Source organism: Chryseobacillus diguaensis, assembly GCF_049220665.1.
In the GTDB taxonomy this organism is placed as follows: Bacteria; Bacillota; Bacilli; order Bacillales; family Bacillaceae; genus Metabacillus_B.
The window spans coordinates 293,808-318,326 of record NZ_JBMKNV010000004.1 but is presented as its reverse complement, the minus strand read 5'-3'; the positions used below and the strand labels follow the sequence as shown (position 1 = coordinate 318,326).

At 42.5% G+C, this 24,519-nt stretch carries 20 protein-coding genes; 14 read left to right on the top strand and 6 right to left on the bottom strand.

The genetic code is table 11. The features are described from left to right. Positions 1-7: 7 nt before the first annotated feature. The 4 genes from ACOT8F_RS08805 to ACOT8F_RS08790 all read right to left on the bottom strand — a co-directional run bounded on the left by ACOT8F_RS08805 (position 8) and on the right by ACOT8F_RS08790 (position 6,505). Entirely contained in the window at positions 8-1,783 is a 1,776-nt protein-coding gene (locus tag ACOT8F_RS08805) for a hypothetical protein (protein WP_421651310.1), read from the bottom strand. 209 nt (positions 1,784-1,992) lie between these two features. After that, the gene (locus ACOT8F_RS08800) at positions 1,993-2,130 is read right to left on the bottom strand and encodes a hypothetical protein (RefSeq protein ID WP_421651309.1); all 138 of its coding nucleotides are present in this window, start codon (positions 2,128-2,130) and stop codon (positions 1,993-1,995) included. 24 nt (positions 2,131-2,154) lie between these two features. Further along, positions 2,155-4,920: a DEAD/DEAH box helicase gene (locus ACOT8F_RS08795; protein WP_421651307.1), complete on the bottom strand. Its 2,766-nt coding sequence runs from the start codon at positions 4,918-4,920 to the stop codon at positions 2,155-2,157. Continuing rightward, complete coding sequence (locus ACOT8F_RS08790) at positions 4,913-6,505, bottom strand: SWIM zinc finger family protein (RefSeq protein ID WP_421651306.1); 1,593 nt, start codon at positions 6,503-6,505, stop codon at positions 4,913-4,915. The genes ACOT8F_RS08795 and ACOT8F_RS08790 overlap by 8 nt, the downstream gene beginning before the upstream one ends. A gap of 407 nt (positions 6,506-6,912) precedes the next feature. Between ACOT8F_RS08790 and ACOT8F_RS08785 the strand changes: the two genes are divergently transcribed. The 13 genes from ACOT8F_RS08785 to ACOT8F_RS08725 all read left to right on the top strand — a co-directional run bounded on the left by ACOT8F_RS08785 (position 6,913) and on the right by ACOT8F_RS08725 (position 20,513). Beyond that, on the top strand, positions 6,913-7,056 hold the full coding sequence (locus ACOT8F_RS08785) for a YwzD family small protein (protein ID WP_421651304.1): 144 nt from the start codon (positions 6,913-6,915) through the stop codon (positions 7,054-7,056). Positions 7,057-7,453: 397 nt separating this feature from the next. After that, positions 7,454-8,557: an amidohydrolase/deacetylase family metallohydrolase gene (locus tag ACOT8F_RS08780; protein ID WP_421651302.1), complete on the top strand. Its 1,104-nt coding sequence runs from the start codon at positions 7,454-7,456 to the stop codon at positions 8,555-8,557. After that, positions 8,535-9,644: a DgaE family pyridoxal phosphate-dependent ammonia lyase gene (locus ACOT8F_RS08775; RefSeq protein ID WP_421651301.1), complete on the top strand. Its 1,110-nt coding sequence runs from the start codon at positions 8,535-8,537 to the stop codon at positions 9,642-9,644. Before ACOT8F_RS08780 ends, ACOT8F_RS08775 begins: the two co-directional genes overlap by 23 nt. After that, positions 9,641-10,396 carry a 2-dehydro-3-deoxy-phosphogluconate aldolase gene (gene dagF / locus ACOT8F_RS08770; protein WP_421651299.1) on the top strand — a complete coding sequence of 252 codons (756 nt, stop codon included), beginning with the start codon at positions 9,641-9,643 and terminating at the stop codon, positions 10,394-10,396. Before ACOT8F_RS08775 ends, dagF begins: the two co-directional genes overlap by 4 nt. Beyond that, on the top strand, positions 10,389-11,402 hold the full coding sequence (locus ACOT8F_RS08765; protein ID WP_421651297.1) for a sugar kinase: 1,014 nt from the start codon (positions 10,389-10,391) through the stop codon (positions 11,400-11,402). Before dagF ends, ACOT8F_RS08765 begins: the two co-directional genes overlap by 8 nt. Positions 11,403-11,417: 15 nt before the next feature. Next, complete coding sequence (locus ACOT8F_RS08760) at positions 11,418-12,137, top strand: GntR family transcriptional regulator (RefSeq protein ID WP_421651295.1); 720 nt, start codon at positions 11,418-11,420, stop codon at positions 12,135-12,137. Between the two features lie 55 nt (positions 12,138-12,192). Next, complete coding sequence (locus ACOT8F_RS08755) at positions 12,193-13,518, top strand: GntT/GntP/DsdX family permease (RefSeq protein WP_421651293.1); 1,326 nt, start codon at positions 12,193-12,195, stop codon at positions 13,516-13,518. A gap of 972 nt (positions 13,519-14,490) precedes the next feature. Then, positions 14,491-16,425, top strand: coding sequence for a BglG family transcription antiterminator (locus ACOT8F_RS08750; RefSeq protein ID WP_421651292.1), 1,935 nt, complete (start codon positions 14,491-14,493; stop codon positions 16,423-16,425). A gap of 11 nt (positions 16,426-16,436) precedes the next feature. Continuing rightward, entirely contained in the window at positions 16,437-16,754 is a 318-nt protein-coding gene (locus ACOT8F_RS08745) for a PTS sugar transporter subunit IIB (RefSeq protein ID WP_421651290.1), read from the top strand. 253 nt (positions 16,755-17,007) lie between these two features. Then, a complete protein-coding gene (locus ACOT8F_RS08740; protein WP_421651289.1) occupies positions 17,008-17,313 on the top strand; it encodes a PTS sugar transporter subunit IIB in 306 nt (101 codons plus the stop codon). Between the two features lie 51 nt (positions 17,314-17,364). Next, positions 17,365-18,693, top strand: coding sequence for a PTS cellobiose transporter subunit IIC (celB, locus tag ACOT8F_RS08735; RefSeq protein WP_421651287.1), 1,329 nt, complete (start codon positions 17,365-17,367; stop codon positions 18,691-18,693). Positions 18,694-18,756: 63 nt separating this feature from the next. After that, complete coding sequence (locus ACOT8F_RS08730; protein WP_421651285.1) at positions 18,757-20,118, top strand: glycoside hydrolase family 1 protein; 1,362 nt, start codon at positions 18,757-18,759, stop codon at positions 20,116-20,118. Positions 20,119-20,186: 68 nt separating this feature from the next. Next, the gene (locus ACOT8F_RS08725) at positions 20,187-20,513 is read left to right on the top strand and encodes a PTS sugar transporter subunit IIA (RefSeq protein WP_421651283.1); all 327 of its coding nucleotides are present in this window, start codon (positions 20,187-20,189) and stop codon (positions 20,511-20,513) included. A 795-nt stretch (positions 20,514-21,308) separates the two neighbouring features. Here the strand turns inward: ACOT8F_RS08725 and ACOT8F_RS08720 are convergent. Beyond that, the gene (locus tag ACOT8F_RS08720; RefSeq protein ID WP_421651281.1) at positions 21,309-23,105 is read right to left on the bottom strand and encodes an SEC-C domain-containing protein; all 1,797 of its coding nucleotides are present in this window, start codon (positions 23,103-23,105) and stop codon (positions 21,309-21,311) included. 280 nt (positions 23,106-23,385) lie between these two features. After that, positions 23,386-23,598, bottom strand: a complete 213-nt coding sequence (locus ACOT8F_RS08715) for a hypothetical protein (RefSeq protein WP_421651280.1) — start codon at positions 23,596-23,598, stop codon at positions 23,386-23,388. Between the two features lie 98 nt (positions 23,599-23,696). Between ACOT8F_RS08715 and ACOT8F_RS08710 the strand changes: the two genes are divergently transcribed. Further along, entirely contained in the window at positions 23,697-24,380 is a 684-nt protein-coding gene (locus ACOT8F_RS08710; protein ID WP_421651278.1) for a hypothetical protein, read from the top strand. Positions 24,381-24,519 lie beyond the last annotated feature (139 nt).

Sequence of the window (24,519 nt, the reverse complement as noted above, 5' to 3'; positions counted from 1 at the left end):
TCATAAGTTAGTTAAACCTGCTTTCAGTCAGTGTGTTTCTCTCTTTTGAAAAATTCCGTTCCAGCTTAACTATTTTTCCATTTTGCAAGGTGAAAACTGCTGATTCTTCCACAGGCTGGATAACAATATTATCCAAGATGACTTTTTCTTTTTGTTCGCCTTTTACCTTAACTTCGATAGAATTTTCTCCTTTTGTCAGGGGAACAGGTTTTTCCAGTTTGATTAAAGTCAGGTAATTACTGTCCCCGTTATAAGAAATGGCGGATTTTCTTGTGATTTTATCATTGACCGTTATTTCAAGGGTGATTTTCCCCTTAGGTAGAGCAGTCTTCTCCGCAGCCGCATAGAGAAGGACAGCTTCATTCTGTTTGGATCGGATTTTTGTTTTTAAGGAGTCTCCTGGAAATAAAGAAACAATTTTGCCGCTGTAGCTTGCATCTCCTGTCCATTGACTTTCAGGATTAATAACAGCAGGATTTCCTGTGGCAGCGGTAAAGTTCTCTGCTTCCATAATCCTTGTGCCATTACGAGAGTTTGTTTTGCTATAGAGATAGTTTACAGCTTCAGGAAGCTGGTTGATTTTTTGCATAGCCATCAAAGCTTCAATAGTAGATTCAGCTCCTGAGTTTTGATTGACTTTTTTCGTGTCTCCATTTAATCCATCATATCCTCTGCCGGTCTCTGGATCGTACATGACGAAATTCGCATCGTTATTTCCGGTAAACCAGGATGCAGCTAAGCCGGCATATTTTGCATATGTTTTGTCATGAGTAGCTTGATAGATTTGTGAGAAGCTTTGAACTAGCATATTAACGCCATAGGCAATTTGTTCATCCTTTGAAGGGGTAGGTGCCATTTCTTTTATCATGCCATTTGCGAGAATGTGAGTAAAAAGGTGATCAGCTTCCTCTTTTGCAGATTGGACCCATTCCGGTTTTTTTAGGACGGTTCCTGCTTTAGCCAGGGCAAAAGCCTGGGCACTGCCCCATGCATGCCAAAGCGTCGGAGATCCGTTCCAGTCCAGATGGGCGCTAAAAGGGTAGTCACTATAGCTGCCGTATTGGAATGCGGAAAGACCATTCCCAAGCATGGTCATTGAATTTTTTATCTCCTTTTTAGGGGAAACAGCATAATACTCTGATAAGCCAAGCAAGGCGTTCGACATGGCATCAAATCCATCGATCCAGGCAGGAACCTTGTAGCCGTGAAGAATGGTGAATTTGCCATAGTTTGGACTGATTTTCTTTTGCAATGCTTGATTAGCCAACAAAAAATGTTCATTTATTTTTTGAGCATAAGCCGGATCCATTTTGCTGAAGACCTTGTAGCCGTAACCAAGAGCCCACATGCCTCTAGCGGCCCACCAATCGAATGATTTTTTGCTTGTTGAGCCAGTTTTATTGATAGAGAGGTCTTTGTTTATGAAATTATAGAATTCTCCATCTGAAGCCTGCATATGCATAACGAAATTCAAAGCCTTTTTAGCCCTTGCAAGTGAATCTGGATGATGGGACTGTTCATAATCTGTTAAGTAAACAATGGCTGCTCGCGCCACATCATCAACACAGGCAATGCCTTCACCAGATGCATCCACCCATTTATAGTCAGGATACTCTGAGTAAATATGAGTAATCAGCATATCTTCTCCGTCCATTTTTACTGATTCAGTGAGGAAGTTTAAATGGGAGAGAGTAATAGGTATAGTGTGAGTCTTTACTGCGGATACAGGGACAGCCATAGAAAATAATAGGATCAGAATGAACAGGATGCTTCTCTTTTTCAATATTTCCAGCTCCTTTTGGATTGTTAACGCTTCCATTACATTACAAAAATTATTTGTAATGTAAAAGTTTTCCTTTGAATTACATTATTAAACCAAATAGAGATGGCGTCAATTTAAATAGTGAAATTGATGAAATAGACCCATCTTTCTATTTTGTAACGTTACAAAACAAAAGACAGAATCCCGAGAAATTCTGTCTTCTTCTTAATTCATATTTTCCTAAACCCGCCAGCCTTCTTCTTCGCTAGTCTATAGAGCTCCTCCCACTCAGGAGCCTTTTTCTCTGTCAGCTCCGGAGCGGGAACAGCTTGTTTCTTTGCCGTTCTTTTCTTTTTCTCTTCTGCCATAAAAACCCCTCCCCGCGAGCATCCTTATACACTAAGCGTAAACAGCTCTTCCAGCTCATCTGTCGTAAGCTCTGTAATCCAGTTTTCGCTTTGCAGAATTTCTTCATTCAAGGACTGCTTTTTCTCAAGCATTAAATCGATTTTCTCTTCGATGGTGCCTGTTGTGATCAGTTTATGCACATGCACGAACCGTTCCTGGCCGATCCGGTAGGCGCGGTCGGTTGCCTGGTTTTCAACAGCGGGGTTCCACCAGCGGTCGAAGTGGATGACGTGGTTCGCAGCGGTTAGGTTAAGCCCTGTTCCCCCTGCCTTTAAGGAAAGTATCAGGAACGGCACATCCTTGCTTTGGAAGCGTTCGACCATTTTATCGCGGTCCACTTTTGAGACGCTTCCGTTCAGGAACAGCACATCCTTGCCGAATTCCCGTTCCAAAAGCCGCTTCATCATGTCACCCATAGCGATATACTGTGTGAAAATCAGGCAGCTTTCCTCCTGCTCCCGAATCGCTGTGACAAGCTCCATCAGCTTTTCGATCTTGAGCGAGCGATCCACTACCCGTTTTGGCAGCTCTTCCTTTAGATACAAGCCTGGATGGTCGCAAATCTGCTTCAGCTTGCCAAGCATCTTCAGGATCAATGCCTTCCGCTGTATCCCAGCTACCTGTGCCATTTGCTCAAATGTATCCTTTACAAGATGCTCATAAAGGGAAGCCTGCTCCACAGTCAATGGAATGTATTCCTTTTGCTCCTGTTTTTCCGGAAGGTTCAAGGCAACCTGCTCATCCCGTTTCGTTCTTCTCAGTAAAAACGGACGAATCAGCTTGCGCAGCCTCTCAACAGTCGCCGTTTCCCGATCCTTTTCAATCGGCAGCACAAATCGCTTATGAAAGCCATGGAGGGTACCAAGATAGCCATGATTCGTAAAGTCAAAAATCGACCAAAGCTCAGTTAAACGGTTTTCCATCGGCGTCCCGGAAAGGGCGATATGATGAGTGCCCTTTAGCTGGCGAATGGCCCGCGATTGCTTCGTATGAGCATTCTTAATGTTTTGTGCTTCATCAATACAAATGGTACTCCACTTCATCGCAGCCAGATCCTCGACATCAGACGCAGCGAGCCCGTAAGAGGTTAGTACAATATCCGCCTGCTTCATCCGCTCTTCAAACCCTTCACCCTTTACCCGATTCGGCCCATAATGGAGATGCACCGTTAAATGAGGGGCAAACTTCTCAATTTCCTTCTGCCAGTTCCCTAGAACAGACGTCGGCGCAACGATTAATGCCGGATATTCTGGTTTTTCTTTTTCAATCAAATAGCTGAAATATGCAATCATCTGAATCGTTTTGCCAAGTCCCATATCATCAGCGAGACACGCGCCAAATCTCTGCTCTCTTAAGAACAGGAGCCAGTTCACACCATGCTGCTGGTAAGGCCGCAGCATCCCGTGAAAGCTTTCCGGTACCTTATAATCCGGTATATCCTGAAGGGACGTCAGCTGATGAATCATCTTTTTCATCTGCTGATTTAATTCAATTTGAATTCCGGCAAAAATCCTCGGATCAATCAGCTCTTCGCCGTCTTCACCAGGCTCCTGATCAGCGAGCTCCTGCACAAGCACATCTGAAAAATGAAGCCCCTCGCGTTCCGCACGCTTCAGTACGTTTTTCACATGCTGGATAAAAGCGGGGTCAATCTTAATCCACTGACCGCGAAAATTTACTAAACGGCGTTTTTCGTTCACCATCCTGAGAAAATCTTCTTCGGAAAAATCCACGCCATTTGTTGAAAAACGCCAGTTAAAGTCAATAAGCGAGTCCATTCCAACGTAAGAAGGGCCTCGAGGCGTAGAGGATACCTTTGCCTTCATGAGCACCTGTGACTCTTTCACAACCTGCCACCACGAAGGAAGGAGAATCTCAATGCCCATATTCACAAGCCTTTCGCTCGACTCCGTTAAAAACTGCCACGCTTCTTCCTCTGTCACAAGGGTTGTGCCGCTTGTAAATGAAAGCCACGGCACAACCTCTTTAAACCGGTCCTGCTCCCGTTCAATCTTCTCAGCAAATGGCTTCCACTTGGCGGGAAGCGACCGCTTGCCGTCATAAACACGAACATTTTCCTCCAAAACCTTATCCCGCAAAAGCAGCTCAAGCCGCCATTCGCCGCCGTCATAATCCGGCTCATTCAGCCGCAGACCAATCGTAAAAGGTGCCTCATCGAGAATATAACCGATCTTCTCCAGCCAGTCCCGTTCATCCAAAAAATGACCCTCATAATGGGTGAGAGCGGGATGAGCCTCCCGCACCTCATGCCATGCCTTGCGGAGACTTGCATCCCGTTCCAAAAAGTCACTTACTGCAGCATTAAACAATTCTGCCTCAAAGCCCTCAAGCTCCTCCTCAATCGGTTTAAATCCAGCCTGCTGATGCTGCCATGCGTGGTAATCCGGCATAAAATCGCCATCTGATATCAGGTCATATACCTTTTCGGCCGCCTCAATCAGCCCAGCATTTTTTATCTCAAAATCCATTTCAATTTCAACAAGGGAGTTAAACGGCCTCGCCCCAATAAGCTCGACCAGCATCCAAGGAGATAAAAGAAAGGAAGGAATTCCGATAAAGCTAATGTTTTCTAAGAAAGCCCCGTTCTGAGAGGATCTGTGCCAGGTAAACAGATTCCGCCTCATTTCCTCCACAGCGATCGGCTCATCGTCTTCCGCCGTACACCAGACAGAATAGTGATAGGCTTCAGCCGGTTCAATGTGCAGCTTGTATGTTATAGAATTAAGCATGAATCAACTTTCCTTTCACCAATTCTTCCCGGAAAGCGCGCAAACGCTTATGTTCCTGAAGGAGCTTTTCCAAATAGTCTTCCCAATCTTCTTTAACCTTCAGCTTTTCATACAGCTTTTTCACTTTTTTTAGCTTTCGAACAGCTTTTTTATAGCCCTCTCTGTTTTTTTGTCCGATTTCAACTCGAACAAACTGATGGTAAAGAGGAAGGAGAGACTCCGGCGCTTCTTTTTCTGCAGCCTTCAGCGTTTCCTTATCGACTTCATCAATCGAAAAACCAATCAGCATCTGCAGCTCCGCCCACGTTTTGAACTGCTTCCTGAAAGCGAGAAAATAGGAATATTCAGCATAGCTGTAGGGGAGCATCACCCTGCATCCCTTCTCATAAGCATCTTCTTCCTTTGTCTGAATCGAATATTCCTGAAGAACACTTAATAGAAAGCTGGCAGCACTTCGCTTTTCTTCAAACGGCAGCTTGGAGCTGAAAAATTCGCCTGCATGCGTGTAAATATAATCAAGCCACTGACTCAGCCGTTTCCATTGCTTTCTGTTCGCAAGCTCGCCAATCCAGTCAAAGGTAAAAGCATACACTTCAGCACCTGTTTCTTCTATAAAAGAACTCATGCTTTCATCGTTCCGCTGAAGAAAATCAAGATGAGCGAGAGCCAAACGGCATTCAGGCCCAAACAAATCTTCTGTTTTAAGCCGATCCTGCAAATACGCTCTTTCCTGATTGATCCACTTTTCCCTGTTCAATAAAGCCGTCCAGAGATTCCGGTAAAGACTGAACCGTTCAAACGGCATTTCTTTTGAGTGGAACAAAAGCTCCCTGAATCGCTCAACACTAGCATCAAGCAGCGGATCAAGCGCAAACGGCATTGCATAACGCTTCATTTCGTTAAGCTCAGTGGAAATACGCTTCCCTAAACTATTGATATAAGCGCCAGCCAAGTACTGCATTTGCTGTGATGTCTTTTTTTCATTAAGAAGATCAAGAATCCGAAGCGCCGTCGCGAGAGCAGCATGAATAATAAAAAAACGTTTAATCTCCATTTTGACAGGAGATTTCCGAACTAACCGGTCAAAGTAAACCTCATAATGCCCCGCAGCCGTCTGCAGATTATTGCTTGAACGGTATTCCTGATACTCCGAGTCGAAAAATTCGTACCAGCTATCAAGTGAAGCATCATCCACCTTCACTTTTTTAGCTGCGTGAAAATGGGCCAGGACATTGGAGCTTTTGCCGCTGTTCCAAGTGTCCAAAAAGGTCCCAACGCGCTCGACTCTTGCATATATATAGAGAAACAAAGCGAGCAAGTGCCTGCACAATCCGTCATTTGGACAGGAACATGTACTCGTCTGAATAAAATCCAGATCCAGCTCACAGCTAACAGGAGTTACATCCTGTACCTTTGCTGTAACTATTGATGGAGATGACTTTACATTGAAGACACTTCCCTGTCTGTAAAGAATCATTCCCTTTTTCACCAGGTTCCGGTGATCCTCGTCATTGGGAGAAAGAATTTTTTGCAGCTGACCGGCAGCAAACAGTACAGTATTCCTCTCCAACTCTTGCTCAAGCATGTAGGATGCTCCTTTCCTTCTCCGGAAAATGGATGACATAAGGCTCTTTTCTTAATTTTTAGTACTTTTATCACTGTGAAGAAATTCTTCACAAAGGATTTAAGGAAATTTAAGAAAAGATGCCCCGACTGCTCTATAAATACGTATTTATAGTATTTACGGAAGCGCAATCCTAACGAAAACAGGACTGCTAAGAATTGTCACCATTTAGACAAAGTATTCAATTCCTCTATTATACCGCACAAAAAACCTGACTTAAAAGGTTTCAATATCGCAAAATTCGGGGAGATAAAAACCAGGACTTATCGGAAGGGTCTAAAGGAAGATTGCCAATTTAGCAATCTCTTATTATAATAAGCAACGTGCAGAGTTGTCTAAAACTGTATTATGAAAGGGAATCTTGTCAAATGGATACCAAACAGATGAAGCAAGAAGATTTTCTGCAAATTCTAATGCACGCCTACACAAAGGGTGAGTATACTAACGAAATAACAACAAAAGAAATGTTGGAAGAGATTATCCTGCAAATAAAGAAAGTTTATGCTTCTTAAATGAAGGAAACCCGCTGAAATTTTTCAGCGGGTTTTCGTATTTTAGGAGACCGCAAAATACCGAAATATCCGAAAATCCCGCAATTTGTAAATTTTTGCGGGATTTTCGGTTTTTTAATTTATATTTCCTATTAAAATTTCATTTTTTTTGTCGATACAAAAACTGTGCCCATCGACATCGTCCGACAAAGTTCCTGCTTTTCCTTTTTTGTATTAGCTGGATAAAAGTTTAAAACTTTATTAAGAGATGAAGAAAATGGCCAACATAAAAAAATACATAAATAAAGATACCAAAACATTATAACGTTATATTGACTAGCATTTTAATCTATGTTAACTTAATCTCATAGAAAATAATGAAAACGCATACAATTTGTTGCCGAAAAGGATGAGGAGAATGAGTGAGAATTTCGTGCTGCAGAATGTGAGATTACTAGATGGAGATTCTGTAGACATCAAGGTAGAGAATCAAAGAATTGCAGAGATTGTTCCTGCCGGAAAAGGGCATGGAGACAAAAAGGTGGATTTCGGGCACGGGGTTTATGCTTCAAGTGGCTGGATCGATTTGCATACGCATGCCTTTCCGGAATTTATCCCGTATGGTGATGAGGCAGATGAAATTGGCTATAAAACAGGGGTTACGACAATTGTTGATGCCGGGAGTACGGGAGCGGACCGGCTGCCGGATCTTATTCATCTCAGCGAAGAGTCGAAAACGAAGGTGCTGGCTTTTTTAAATATTTCACGGATTGGTTTGCAGCGGATTGATGAGCTGTCCGATCTTTCTTTGTTAGAGGAAGACAAGCTGAAAGAGAGTGCTGCTGCCTACAAGGATTATATTGTTGGCCTTAAAGCAAGAATCAGCAAAAGTGTTGTCGGCACGAATGGCATTGAGCCGCTGCGGATGGCAAGGAGGTTTTCAAAAGATACAGGGCTTCCGCTGATGGTTCATATCGGCTCAGGTCCGCCTGATATTAATGAAGTACTGGAGCTGCTGGAAGAGAATGATGTGCTTACTCATTACTTGAATGGAAAAGCGAATAATTTGTTCGACGAAAGCGGGAAGCCATTACCTAAGTTTTTAGAGGCAATTGACCGGGGTGTTCAGCTGGATGTTGGGCACGGGAATGCAAGCTTTTCCTTCCGTACAGCCGAACAGGCGAGAAATGCGGGAATCCGTTTTAACACAATCAGTACAGATATTTATCGTAAAAACCGGTTGAATGGACCCGTGTACAGCATGGCAAGTGTGCTGTCGAAATTTTTATACTTGGGCTACTCCCTAAAAGAAGTGATTGATGCTGTTACGATTAATCCGGCGAAGTGGCTGAAACGGCCAGAGCTTGGAAGAGTCGCTATTGGAGATGCGGCAAACCTGACTTTTTTTACAGTAGAGAACAAGAAAACAACCTTCCGGGATTCGGAAGGGGAAGAGCGGACAGCTGATCAAACTATCGTGGTAAAAGGAGTGGTGATCAATGGAGAATACATTGAATGCTAAATACGGTTTGAAACGGGTCATTAACGCTAGCGGACGGATGAGCATTTTAGGGGTGTCGGCACCAGCAGATACCGTAATGGATGCGATGAAAACGGGCGGGCAGAATTATGTGGAGATGGCTGATTTAGTGGATAAATCAGGCCGGCATATTGCCGGGCTGCTTGAGTCAGAAGCCGCAGTTGTGGTGAACTCGGCCTCAAGCGGAATTGCCTTGTCTGTAGCAGCGATTGTCACAGAAGGGAACCGGCGCAAAAGTGAAAGGCTGCATCAGGAGCCGATTCAGAAAAATGAAATCCTTCTATTTAAAGGGCATAACGTGCAATATGGCGCACCAGTTGAAACAATGGTCTACCTTGGCGGCGGGAAAGCTGTGGAAGTCGGCTACGCCAATGAGGGGAAAGCGGAGCATTTGATCGAAGCGATAAACGAAAATACGGCAGCGATTCTTTACGTCAAATCCCATCATGCAGTGCAGAAAAACATGATTTCTGTTGAAGAAGCATGGGAAGTGGCTAAGCAGCACGATATTCCCTTCCTTATCGATGCGGCTGCCGAGGAGGATTTGAAAAAATATGTCCAGGTGTCAGATCTTGCGATTTACAGCGGCTCAAAGGCGATTGAAGGTCCAACATCAGGGATCGTAGCCGGCAAGGACAAATACGTAGAGTGGCTCAAGGTTCAGCTTCACTGCATCGGCCGGAGCATGAAGGTTGGGAAGGAAACCGCATTCGGCTTGCTGCAGGCCATGGATGAGTATTTTGTGAAGAAAGATCGAAGCGAAGAAGAACGGGAAAGCCTGAAGGTTCTTGAATCCCTAAGCTCAATCAATGGAGTGAGCGTATCGATCGTTCAGGATGAAGCGGGGCGGGCCATTTATCGGGCGCGCATTAGTATCGACCCCGACGCAGCCGGTACTACAGCAAAAGAAGTAAACGAAAAACTGAAAAATGGGTACATTGCCATTTACACCCGTGACTACGGCATCCGCCAGGGCTTTTTTGATATTGATCCCCGGCCGCTGCAGGGAGATGACATGCAGGTCATTGAAGCGAGATTACAGGCGATTTTGGGAGGAAAAGAAGCATGACACACATCGAAAACCGGTTTTACAAAAATCGTATTGCACTGAATGTTTTGGCTGGAAGCTTGGAAAATGCGAAGGAAGTGTTTGAAGCAGCAGAAGGGCATGTGTTGGTTGGGGTGCTTTCAAAGGATTTCTCTGATGCCGATACGGCTGCTGCCGCAATGAATAAATGCGGAGCAGCGATAGAGGAAGCGGTGTCCATCGGTCTTGGCGCTGGGGATAACAAGCAGGCGGCAGTCGTTGCGGAAATTGTGAAATCCTATGCCGGCAGTCACATCAATCAAGTGTTCCCTGCAGTAGGGGTGACACGAGCGAACCTTGGCGAAAAGGACAGCTGGATTAATGCCCTCGTCTCACCGTGCGGGAAACCAGGATATGTTAACATCTCCACGGGCCCTATTAGTGCTGAAGCAGGGGAATCAGCCATCGTGCCGGTTAAGGCTGCCATTGCTTTGGTCCGGGATATGGGCGGAAGCGCATTGAAGTATTTTCCGATGAAAGGACTGCAATGTGAAGACGAGTACAGGGCAGTCGCAAAGGCTTGCGGGGAAGAAGGATTTGCTTTAGAACCTACAGGCGGAATTGATTTAGATAATTTTGAGAAGATTGTTGGGATAGCTCTGGAAGCCAATGTACCGAAGATCATCCCGCATGTCTATTCTTCTATTATTGAGAAAGAATCCGGAAAAACAAAACCAGAGGATGTAAAAGTCTTGCTTGAGATCGTGAAAAAGCTGGTTGATCATTATGCCTAAAACCATTACAGCGTTTGGCGAAGTGATGATGCGCATGCAGGTGCCAGGATATGAGCTGCTTTCACAGGCGAACACGCTGCACTATACCTTTTCCGGAACAGGGGTAAATGTCGTTTCCGCCATGACAAAGCTCGGCTATGACGGATATGTAGTCACGAGACTTCCGGATAATCCCTTAGGGGAAGCGGCCCTTGCCTTTTTGCAAAAGCTTGGAATCAGCCGTAGGTACATTGGCAAAAGCGGAAAGTATATGGGCCTTTATTTTTTAGAAAATGGCTTCGGGCAGCGGGCAAGCCGGGTGACGTATACAAACCGTCTGGAGAGCAGCTTTAATACAGCTTCTATTGCGGATTACGATTTGGAGGAGATTGCCGGGAACACAGATGCTGTTCATTTTTGCGGCATTGCCCTTTCGATGACAGAAGACGTACGAGAAACGATGAAAACCCTCGCCCGAAAGGTGAAGGATAAAGGAGGGCTTGTCTGCTTTGACTGCAACTATCGCCCGTCCTTATGGGATGGAGGCTACAATGCGGCGAAACCTCATTATGAGGAAATGCTATCAATAGCCGATATTGTCATGATGAATGAAAAGGATGCCATCTATATTTTAGAAATGGAAACGGCAGCAGAATCAGAAGAGGAACAGCTTAAGGATCTCATCCCTAAAATTGCTGAACAATTTCACATCCGCACGGTTGCAGGCACTCATCGATGGATCAATAGTGATAACACCCATTCACTGCAAGGATACTTATACAAAAACGCTTCTTTCACATTTTCTGAAAAAATCTCATTTTCCGTGTATGATCGAATAGGAGCTGGAGACGCGTATGCAAGCGGTATTCTTCATGGAGAGCTGGCTTCGTTTTCACCTGAAAAAACCGTTCACTTTGCAGCTGCCTCAGGGATGCTTGCCTGTACAACAGCTGGTGATACCCCAATGGCGCAAGAAGCTGAGATCCTTGCTGCAATGCAGGGAATGACTGGAGATATAAAGAGATAGACAGGAGATAGAAGGATGAATGTAAGCAGAAAAAAGGGACCTCTCTATCTGCAAATAAAAGAAATAATAAAGGATCGGATTTTGCACGGTGTATATCCGATTCACATCACCATTCCGTCCGAGCCGCAGCTGGAAGAGGAATTTCAAGTAAGCAAGATCACAATACGGAATGCCATTAAGGAACTTGCTCTAGAGGGTTATGTGGAAAAAAGAAGCGGGGTCGGCACAACGGTCATTGCAAATGTGTCCAATGCCAAACTGTCTAAGGGAAAACGATTTACCGAGCTGTTAGTAGAAGAAGGCCATCACATCACAAAGCAAATACTTCGCATCCAAAAGGCGAAGTGGCCGGAAAATGCCGGACATTCACCGTTATCAGGAGAAAATTGCCTGAAAATCGAGCGGATATATTTGCTGAATCAAGAGCCTTATATTTATTTCACGCACTACTTGTCTTTAGATTTATCCGAAAAAGAAATTTGGGACTTGCAGATCAATTCACTGTACCGGTTTTTAGAAGAACACAGCATCAGGCTTGAATCCTTCCAGGATGAATTTGGGGCTGCCATACCTCCAAAACATATTTTGGATGTACTAAAACTTGATCAACAAACCGCTTTACTAAAGAGAATTCGCCGGTCGCGTGACGAATCAGGGAAGATCGTCGAATACAGCGAGGGATATTACGATTCTGAGAAGCATAATTATGTGGTGAATTACAGTGATTCTTTTTGAGGATCAATCATAGGCTGATAAATTTGTAAGCGGTTACTAAAAAGGGGTGGGAGAAATGACGTTATATTTAATGGGAATTACTGTTGTAGCGATTATCATTGTGATTTTAGGAGTTTCATGGTGGAAGTGGCATGCTTTTATCAGCTTAACGGTCGCAAGCTTATTTTTAGCGATTTTTGCCGGTGTGCCGATGGACAAAATTGTAAGCGCGTATGAAACAGGGGTTGGCACTGTGCTCGGTCATTTGATCGGAATTTTAGCTCTGGGGACGATTCTTGGAAAAATGATGTCTGACTCTGGCGCGGGTATGCAGGTGGCTGAATTTTTTATCAAAAAATTCGGGGCGAAAAATCTGCCATGGGCGATGCTGCTATCCGGATTCATCATTGGGATCCCCGTGTTTTTTGAAGTAGGGCTCGTCATTTTGCTTCCTCTTGTAATAGCTATCCGCAAGTCAGCTAAGCAAAATATCTTACTGATCGGTATTCCGGTGCTCGCCGGCTTATCCATCGTTCATGGATTGGTCCCACCGCACCCAGGTGCCATGACCGCCATCGGCATCTATAAAGCGAATCTAGGGAAAGTACTCCTCTACTCTCTCATCATTGCATTTCCAACAGCTGTCATCGCAGGCCCTCTATTTGCCAAATGGATTCACAAAAGAGTGAAGCCGGAGGGAGAACCAGCAATTGTACGGGTAGAAACAAAAATTAACCAGCTTCCGGGAACTGGCGTATCTTTCTTAATCATCTTGCTTCCAGTCATATTAATGCTGTTAACCCTTGTAGCACCGTATCTGTCCATGCCGGCAGGGCTCGAAAAATTCCTGCTATTTATCGGCAGTCCGGTTATTGCCCTATTAATCTCTTGCTTCGCCGCCTATTTCTTCTTAGGCTATCGTCAAGGGATGGACAAAACACTGATCAAAAAACTGACCGAAGAATGCTTAATGCCTCTCGCTTCTATTATTCTGATCATCGGAGCAGGCGGCGGGTTCAAACAAATCCTAATTGAAAGCGGAGTAGGAAACGCCATAGCTTCGATGGCCGATCAGCTCTCCCTATCACCTATAGTCCTAGCATTCCTGGTAGCCGGATTGATCCGGATTGCAACAGGCTCAGCCACTGTTTCTCTCACAACCGCAGCCGGAATCGTGTCACCGGTCGTCGCTCATATGTCAGGTGTGAACCTTGAGCTGCTTGTTATTGCTACAGGGGCAGGATCTCTCATGTTCTCCCATGTCAATGATGCCGGTTTCTGGCTTGTGAAGGAATATATGGGACTGACTGTGAAAGAAACGTTCAAAACGTGGACGGTGATGGAGACAATACTTTCTTTTGTAGCGTTTGGGTTTACCTTGTTGTTGAGCGCGTTTATTTAAGTTTGGGAAATTGAGAATATACTAAATCAAGGACCTCTCAAATAAGGTCCTTGATTTTTTAATTAATAGAATAAAAAGGTGAAATTGAACTTTTTTATACTCCTTTTGCTCGCAATACTTGGCGGGACTGCCTCTTTTCCGGATTTTTCAAGGCGCTTGAAATCATTTGTTTAAGCAGAGCTATGTTTCTTGGCCAATGCTGTTACAGTTTCTTTCTTGTCAGCATTACTAGACTTCCAAGGTGAGCCTAGAACAGAAATGCTCAGTGACTAAGAACCGATCCTTAAGTTTTATTTTCTGAAAATTCATAACTTTCATCTTTAAATTAGGTTAACGATTTCATATAATGGCATTGAAATATTTTTTAAGAAACCGGTGAACACATTGCTGAAAAAGTTGCAGGATATTCAATGGAAAAGAAGTTACATAAATGATAGCTTCTTTCCTGCTTTGGAGAGTATAAAGATTTTCTAATGAGAATTTAAAACAAATGGTAATAGTACAAAATGATGAGTAAATTTTATGCCAATAAAGGAAAAATTGTTTATAATTGATGTAAGCGCTTTTAAAGAAGGTTCTTTATTTTTGAGCACCTGCTGATTGGGGCGGAAGGCGGGAGGCTCCCGCACCGCCCGCGGAAAGTGGACGCCTGCAGTGGAAACTAGCAGCCAAATTTAACCGAGAATTTATGGATAATCCTATTGAGCACTCGTGTAAGACGTGATTCGTGATAAATAGCCTAAGGTCCCAAGTGAACTAAACTCCCCAAATCTCTTCACATATCCTCATAGATTAGAAATCTCCCATTTATCCCTATAAAAAACCTATTGAACAGCAGGATATCAAAGGCGTGAGCAGGACCGCATTAATCCATGGCTATGTTAAGGAAGGCTGTTGTTTTTTAGCTGGAAATAAAGAAGTATAAAACCACAAAATTCAAAGGAATGCGCAAAGGTTTAAGGAGTGAGAATAATGTTAAATACTCGGACAACCTCCATTTTAAGAGAATTGATCAGAACCGAAACATCGATGACGAGCGAGTATTTAGCAAAGCTGAGCGGTGTGACATCGAGAACGATCAGAAACGATATAAAGGAACTTAATGTTTTAATATTAAAATCTGGAGCCTATATTCATTCGATTAGAGGAACCGGGTTTCAGCTTGTGATTAAAGACGACCAAAAATTCAGGGAGCTTCTTCAAGAAATCGTAAAGAATGAGAATGAAAAACCAGGAGAAACCCCAGCTTTACCTAAAGAACGTATCCAATATCTCTTAAGGCGGCTTTTGCTTGCGAAAGAGTATAGCAAGCTTGATGATATCGCCGATGAAATGTTTATCAGCAAATCTACCCTGAATAATGACCTGCGCGATGTTAAGAAAATCTTACATTCATATGGGATCACATTAGAAAAGCGTCCTAATTTTGGCTTGAAGTGTAAAGGGGATGAATTCAAAATCCGTTTATGCATTGCTGACCAGGTTTTTAACACCTTCGATATTGATTTTGACCCGAGAACAGCTGGAATAGAGGCAATCACAAAAGAAGATATCTCAGCAATCCGCTCGACTATCATAGAAAATATAAAAGAGCATGGAATAACCCTTTCGGATATCGGCCTGAGTAATCTTTTAATCCACATTGCCATTGCCATTACCAGAATTCAAAACAAGAAATATATCAATGTAATTTCAGCAGAATTGGATGATCTCAAGGAGCGCAAGCAGTACAGGGTCGCGGAAGAAATCGTGTCCTCCCTTGAGAGCATTTATAAAATCGAATTTCCGGTGGTTGAAATTGCTTATATTACGATTCATCTATTAGGGACGAAAATAATATCAGAACTCAATTTTAGTGAGCGTGACATGCATGGGATCATTGACAGGCGCCTTTACCTTCTAATCGATAAAATAGTCGATACGATTAACGAAGAGCTTAACTTGGGGATAAAAAATGACAAAGAGCTCTTTATTGCCATGAGTTTGCATCTTAAGCCAGCCCTTAATCGGTTCAGGTACGGAATAAATCTGCCTAATCCTTATTTGAATGATATTAAGTCGAATTATCCACTGGCCTTTCAGGCAGCTGTTATTGCAGGATCCGTAATAAAACAAGAACTGAATATTGATATTAACGAGCATGAAGTAGGATATTTATCCTTGCATATTGGCGCCGCAATGGAAAGAAGGAAAAAAGGAACGAAGAGATGCATGATTGTCTGTGCTTCGGGAGTGGGCAGTGCCAAATTATTAGAGTCAAAAATTCGGTCGAAGTTCGCGGTTGAAATGGAAATTGCCGGGACAACACCCTATTATAATCTGCTTAATGCAGAGCTCAATTCAATAGACTTTATTATTAGCACTGTCCCGGTACCCTATAAATTGCCAATCCCGGTCATCCATGTCAATACAATCCTGGGAGAAAGTGATCTTGAAAAGATTGAAAGCTGTCTCAAGGAACGGAGTAACCATGCCCTTTTCTATCTAAGGAAGAAGCTTGTTTTTTTGGACCAGGACTTTGAGGAGAGGGATGAAGTATTGAGGTTTTTAAGCAGTAACCTCCATTTATCCGGCTTTGTAACTGAGAATTATTTGACTGCTGTTTTGGAAAGGGAAGCATTATCACCAACCAGTTATGGAAACCTGGTAGCCATCCCCCATCCGATGACACCGCAAACTGATTCTAGCTTTTGGACGATTTGCACCTTACGAAACCCGATTGATTGGGGCGGAAAAAGAGTTCAATTCGTATGCTTGCTGAATGTAGGAAAGAATAGCACCGATAACCTGCAAGACATGTACGACATGTTGATAAAAATAGTCGATAACAGCCAATTGGTTCAGAAGGTTATTAAATGCAAAACTTATGATCAAATCAGTTCATTACTCACTGAAAATATTTCCTGAGGAGGATGCAAGTGAAAATTCTGTTATGCTGTGCAGCGGGTATGTCATCAAGTTTGCTTGTTTCTAAAATGAGAAAAAGTGCCGAAGAACTAAGAATTGATTGTGAAATTTGGGCAATTCCTACAGATGCTGTTACACAACAGATCGATCAGGCAGACGTTTTGCTGCTCGGTCCTCATGTAAGGTATTTAATGATGGAATTTATGGAATTAGGTGAGGAAAACAATGTCCCAGTCGGATTAATCAAGGCTGAAGATTATGGGACTTTCAACGGGAAAAAGGTTTTGCAGCAAGCATTTGCATTGCAAAATAATAAAAAGGGTGGCTAAACCTCAGTATAAGACCGCGGCAATTTGCGGTCTTTTTCTGTGTGAAAATTATTTTGGTCCGCGCCTCTTCTTTTCTTCCTTTCATACCTCGTAAAAAAGCCTAATACTGTTCAAATCCCCCCCTTTCCTATTATTAATAACTTTTTCCCATGAGTAACGGAAAAAGATTATATGTAAATGAAACCGCTTTTAAAATATACTAAATCCAACAAGGGAGAGTAGTTCAAACTTATAGAGGAAGAGGGTTCCGTATATGAATATTCTACTGTGCTGTGCAGCTGGTATGTCTACTAGCTTGCTAGTAACAAAAATGGAAAATGCCGCTAACGAACAAGGCTTGGATTGCAAAATTTGGGCGGTAAGTGCAGATACGGTCAATCAGCACGTTGACACTGCTGACGTTCTATTGTTAGGACCGCAAGTACGTTATCTTTTGCCCCAAATGAAAAAACTTGGTGAAGAAAAAAATATCCCAGTAGATACCATAAGTCCTGTCTTCTACGGAATGTGCAACGGGCCTGAAGTGCTGAAAAGTGCCATCGCACTTGTTAAAAAATGACACCTTATATTTTCTGATTACTTCTTAGTAAAATAGTTAGGGGGATGACAAATGAATAGGCTTACAAAATTCCTGGAAGAAAAAATTATGCCATTTGCCGGCAAGGTTGGCCAGCAAAGGCATCTTCAAGCAATACGTGACGGCATTATTTTAACAACTCCGCTCGTTATCATTGGTTCGCTTTTTTTAATTCTGGCATTCCTGCCAATACCCGGTTATGAAGGATTCATGAAAAATATATTTGGCGCCAACTGGTCGACAAATCTTCTCTATCCTGTAGGGGCAACCTTCGACCTCCTAGCTATTTTCGTTGCCGTCGGAGTGGCTTACCGCCTTGCAGAACGATATAAAATGGATCCTCTATCAACAGCGGCAGTGTCTTTGGTAAGTTTCATGCTGGTTACGCCATATAAAATTCCCTTTACTCCTGAAGGGATAGATAAAACATTTGATGTAGCAGGCATTCCCCTTGCCCTGACCGGAAGTAAAGGGATGTTCGTCGCCATCGTCGTAGCACTTTTATCTACTGAAATTTATCGAATGATTGTAAAAAGAAATTTTGTCATAAGAATGCCGGACGGAGTTCCACCGGCAGTAGCAAAATCATTCGCTTCACTGATTCCTGGCTTTGTGGTCGTGATTACAATGTGGATCCTTCGTTTGATCCTCCAAGTTACCCCATTCGAAAACATGCATAATATTATCGGAGAATTGCTGGGCAAACCATTGTCGATGCTCGGCGGGTCACTCTTAGGGGCAGTTATCGCTGTCATCATTGCCCAAATGCTTTGGGTAACGGGTATCCATGGGCAGGCACTAGTATGGGGGATCATGTCACCCGTCTGGCTAGCGCTTGTTGACGAAAACAGGCTTGCCTATACAGCTGGTGAGCAGATTCCTAACATTGTTAACGTCCAATTCATGGATATATTCTACTCAATCGGCGGATCAGGAACCACGCTCGGATTGGCGCTTATCCTGTTCTTCAGGTCCCAAAGCAAACAATTAAAGCAGCTTGGAAAATTAGCAGTAGCACCTGCGCTTTTCAATATCAATGAACCAATCATCTTCGGTTTCCCAATGATAATGAACCCTGTCATGATGATTCCGTTTATCCTTGTGCCCGTAGTGGTTGTTACAGTTTCATACTTTGCGATGGATTTAGGCCTTGTCGCAAAAACAGCCGGCATTATGGTTCCTTGGACAACGCCTGCCCCAATTGGAGGCTTCCTGGCTACTGGTGGGAAAATCTCAGGAGCAGTGCTTCAACTTGTAAACGTCGTTATTTCCGCTGCTATTTACTATCCATTCTTCAAGATGTGGGATAAACAGAAGCTAAAGGAAGAAAAAGAATTCTCTGCAAACAGAAAGTCAGCATAATACAAAAAATTAGAAAGCACCATTGAGGCTATTGAGATTATTCATTTAAAAGAAAGAGGGTATATGATCATGACAAAGAACATCATTCCTGAAGGTTTTTTATGGGGAGGAGCAGTAACTTCATTCCAAACAGAGGGTGCTTGGAATAAGGGCGGAAAAGGTCCTTCAATTGTCGACGCAAGGCCAGTGCCGGAAGGGTTCTCTAATTGGCATAAAGCTGTTGATTTCTACAACCGTTACAAAGAGGATATTGCTTTATTTAAAGAAATGGGCTTCAATGCGTATAGGACAAGTATCTCTTGGTCACGCATTTTCCCTGACGGCGAAGGCGAGCCAAATGAAGAAGGCCTGCAATTTTACGATGATGTATTTGACGAAATGCTCTCAAACGGCATCCAGCCTGTGATCACACTGTACCACTTTGATGCACCGCTCGCACTCGCAGAAAAATATAACGGATTTGCTTCAAGAAATGTAGTTGAACTGTTTGAACACTATGTGCGCACTGTATTCACACGTTACCGCGATAAGGTAAAATATTGGCTGACATTCAATGAACAGAACCTGTTCCTCGGACAGCCGCAGCTTTTGGGCGTTACGCTCAGGGATGAAAAAGACGAAGCTTTACGATACCAGGCTGTCCATAATGCCTTCATAGCCCATGCAAAAGCAGTAAAGGCACTGCATGAAATTATCCCGGATGGAAAAATGGCCGGCATGATCACATATATGACCACCTACCCTTTTTCAAGCAAGCCCGAAGACGTTCTTGCAAGTGTTAAGGCTAATGAGCTATGGAACAATTTCAGCCTGGAGGTATTCGCACGCGGCGAATATCCATCCTATGTACTTAAGGATCTGGAAAGCAAAGGTATTACTCCTGTTTTCGAAGAAGGAGATGCTGCACTGCTGAAGGAAAATACGGTAGACTATTTAAGCATTAGCTACTATCAATCCAAGGTTGCGAAGCATACCGATGAAGAAGTCATTATCCCGGAACTGCTTCCTAACCCGCACCTTAATACAAACGAATGGGGCTGGGCAATTGACCCGATCGGCTTAAGAGTGGCATTGAAGGATATGTATGATCGTTATAAGCTGCCTATTTTTATCACTGAAAATGGAATTGGTGTCCAAGAAGAACTAGATGAAAGTGATACTGTAGAAGATGACTACCGTATCGGCTACCTTCGTGAACATATTAAGCAAATGAAACTTGCCATGGAAGAAGGCGTCGAGATTTTTGGCTACCTGACATGGGGTTCAACCGACCTTCTAAGCTCAAAAGGCGAAATGAAAAAACGCTATGGATTCATTTTTGTTAACCGTGATGAAACAGACTTAAGAGATTTAAAAAGATATAAAAAGAAAAGCTTTGGCTGGTACCAAAAAGTTATCAGTTCGAATGGAGTGGAACTGGATTAGAAAGGTTTGCAACGCACTTTCTCCGCCCTTAGGAGGCGGGGGTATGAACAAAACAGGAGGAAACAGCAATGGATAATCTGGAGAGCACAATCTTCCAAATCATTTTACACGGCGGGAATGGGAAAAGCAGTGCAATGGAAGCGATTATGGCTGCCAAGCAAGGTAACTATACTGCTGCACGTGAAAAGCTGAAAGAAGCAGGTGAAGCTTTAAACCAAGCCCATACCATCCAAAACTCGTTAATCCAAGGTGAAGTGCGCGGAGAAAGAACTGAAGTATCGCTTCTGCTCGTCCATGCCCAAGATCATTTAATGAATGCCATCACCTTAAAAGACCTGGCAACAGAGTTTGTTGAACTGTATGAATTACTTAAGCTTTCTAAGGTTGATACTTAATAAATTAGTTAAATCAATAATAGAACCGGAACGAAGAGACCCATTCTCTGGATTTGCTCTTGCCGGTTCTTTTTTGTTTTCGGAGCAGCATACAGATTCGGAGGGAACTGGGATTGTGCTGGGGACAGTGTTCCGCGAAGCTCAGAATCAACAGTCAAGCCTATGTTGTAAATGGCATAAAGTCCGAAATTCCGCTCGGTCATTGAGTCAGCGAATGATGCGATTATTTTGGCAAAGGGCCACTCGCTGCCAAAAGGGTACAATTAAATAAGGAAGTTAAAAAGCAACGCTCTGAAAAGTTCGAATGGGACCGCAAGTATCTGCACTTTGAAAATGAAAAGCTGAAATCCAAAAGGGCTAGAGGTAAATTCGTTAAAGTCATTGTTGAATACGGCAAATATACGGAACCTATCAAAGTATAAAAAATGGGAAGATTGCCTATATAGAGAAGCAAATATTTGTGAATTAAATTCCTCCTATTCGTATTGGTGGGGAGAGGTTTTATTGTTTTTAAGGTAGATAAGGAACTTGGCCATGCTAGAATATACGTTTTTGCCCATGCAAAAACACCTCCGATTGATTACTTAATTTAAGTGAATTATCTCGAAGGTGTTCATAGTGTCTCATTTACTTAGGTTAGTCTATACGGATACGTTTTTTCCCTTTGTGATCCAGGCTTTGCAGAAAAAGCAAGTCTGGGAAAAGGTAAAAAAAACGGATCGAATTAATATAATCAAAGTTGATTTTTCTTCTATCAGAATAAACAAAAGGAGCCTGTTAAAGGGCTCCTTTTGCTTATCTCGCAATGATGACAAGCTGAACAACGATCTCAGCTAATTTTGTCCCATGCTTTTTGTCAAGCCACTTGGCCAATGCCTTCATCGTGCTTTCAAATTCCTTCAGCTGTGTTTTCGATGTTGTGTGGTATAAATCAAAAAGATCCTTTTTAAAGAGCTGCTTCCAAAACCTGCTGTCACAGTCATTCCAGTTCTCTAGGTTTTTGCTTTCAAGAATTTCCCTCAGGTCGAATAAGTTGTTCCGGTATTTTCGGATGGTGTTATCCGATTTGCCCTCTGTTTTTTCCCAGAAGAAATCCTTAAGATCTTCCGCATAAAAGTTTCGGACATTGTTAGGGGTAAAGCCAATCGCTTCATAGAGAGGAATGTCTTCATTCGCTACAATAGACGAGTTTGGATGATCGGCTTTCCTCAGGATCGAATATCGCTCCGCTCCGCCTGTTACAAATGGAGAAAGCGGCAATCCAAGCTCTCTTCTGGCAGAGTTAAAGTCGGCTGTTACCTCTCTATTGCTAAACTGTGTTTCCATAATCTGATACATATTGTACTCTCTCTGTCTCATCCAATTTTCTGCCTTTTCCTTTTCGCCAGCCTCCACAAGCTCGCGAATGGTCCTATTGCTGAAAACAGGAAGCAGTTTATCAAGCTCTTCACTCACGGCATTTTGAGCAAAGCTCGCGAAATACATCGGTACGCCTTCATCTACATAAGCAATTTGGCTTTTTACTTCGATATGGGCTGGGAGTGTGATGGATTCTTCAAACTCTTTCTTAAAGAAAAGAAGCTCTTTAAGACCATCAGCCAGTTTTTTGAATTCATCAGCTTTTTCTTTATCCGAGCTAATAAAAGTAAGCAGCCCGTCCAAAATGGAGATCGTCCCGAAAACCTCTCCGACAAAAGCTGTGCCTGTCACTTTTATCTCGCTGTCACCGTATTGCATCCAGTTGCCGACCCAGGTGATCCGTTTCTCCTGATCATTCCATTTGTCAATATTGAATGCTTCCTGCCCGCTGAAAAATGGAAGCAAGGCTTGCGCGTTCGCTGCGAGGTACTCCTGATGATAATGGGTAACTTGCTTTTTATCATCAAGATTTCTTTCTTCTTTTCCAAGCATGGCAGCAAAAATTTCCGGATAATAGTCAAAAAGAACTTCTTCAAGAGGAAGGTTCTGCTTTTCTGCAAGCTCATTTGTTTTTTCATCAGCAGCTTGAATCCCTCTTGGGTCTTGGAATGTCCACATACCATTAAAATAGTAAGAGCCTTCAAAAGCTTCCAGAAGAGCAAAGGTACCATACCAAGGAGCGAATTCATGCTTCTCGCTATTTTGGACTTTATAGGTATCCTTTGTGAAAATATTTTCAAACGTAATGAATTCAGTGGACACATCCACAGCTTGGATCAGCTGTGGTTTTAGAGCTGTCCAGGACTTAGCCATTTCCTTTTCCTCACCTTTTAACCGATCGGCATTCTCCTGATAAAACCACTCAATGCCCCGAAGGCCATTCTCAAATTTATAAAAGAATTGGATCCAGAAATCGATCAATCCCACTTTAGAACTGTCAGGAATAACATTGCCTGATCTTTCTTTAAACTCTGCTTGAAGCTTTTGCGATTCTGAGAAAGAGATATGGTTGCCAAGAAAATCACCGATTTTCATAACAAGCGTCTGCTTCCGCTGCATAAAGCGCTCTACTTTCGCCCCGCTCATCTGCACCACATTTTCCTTCAGCATGCAGCATTTCTTATATTTTTTCCCGCTCCCGCAAGGGCATGGAGCATTCCGGTCAATTGCCATTTTGTTCACCTATCTATAGTTAAATTTCTTTTATGTAAAGTAAGTAGTACTTTCTATTAGTATCGTATTTTTTGTGGGAGGTCAACCCGTATATAATCTGCCTAAATATAATCTTTTGTAATCTGCTGCCAAACTCTCAAACCGGCTTCCTGTTTTTTGAACGAAAACAATGTTGTTCCAAAAACCACATTTATACCGGAGACTTTCTTGATTTCAGAAGGGGGCATAGGATCCTTTAATCCCTGAAAACGATCGAGATGCATTAATACTCTTCATCAGGCTATCCTTGATAGTCAGCAGTTTCAACAATTCCTGTAGCGACTCCTCTGGCTATAATCCCTTTTCCGTTACTATATAAGAACACCATATCATTCGCTTTAATAGTAGAAATCAGTTTTTTCCAATTACCGTAATAGGCAGCACATTTTTGATTTTTCAACATGTCGATCTGTAAATTTGAAGATTGATTTGTATTAATGATATGAGCTTTCATTCTATGTATCTTCTTTTTGGTTAATTGATAATTCAAAAAATGGTAAAATATTCATATAAATATTCTGTCAAATATTGAAGATAGAGAGGGGATGAATAATGGAGAAAGGAAGTCAACATTTAATAAGGGAATTAGTAAATAACAAAACTGAACTTTTAAATAACCTGGTCTTAGGAAGTTCGCCTTCATTGCTTTCCTTTATAGATAGAGAAGTGACGATTGAGTGGATGTCTCCTTTGAAAAAGGATAGTTATAAAGAGTACAGAAATAATTTTATGGAACTATGGGATGACTGGAAAGCGAAAAAAACGGTATTGGACAAGACATGGGCTAGAATGGGGCCTCAATGGGATGGAATAGCCGCTGTAAAAGGAAAAGACGGGCGGTATGGTTTATTGTTAATTGAGGCAAAAGCACATGTAAACGAAATGAACTCAGCAATAAGAGCGAGAGATGAAAGCAAAGAAAGAATAATAAAGGTCCTAGAGGAAGTAAAAAAGTATTTTGGCTCAAATACTGAATTAAAAATATGGATTGAACGCTATTACCAGCTCTCAAACCGATTAGCTTATTTATATCTGCTAAATGAAAAGCTTGGTATACCAACATGGCTTGTATTAATAAATTTTGAAGAGGACCCTTCTTATATTGATACAAGAAAAGAGACTTGGGTTAATCATTATCGGGAAGTGTTTTCACACCTCGATCTTGATTTCAATAAGCCTGGATTAAGTAAGGTAGTTAGTCTGCTTATTCCAGCAAATTTAGTTTTGTCAGAATAAAATTAAACCTGTTTTAAAATTTCAGATTCCAGATATAAATAAAGCGCGAACACAGAGTTTGCGCTTTTATTTTGTAATACGATATTTTCCGGGAAATAGTGGAGTTATTCGACATGAGATTCCTCGAGCATAAATACTA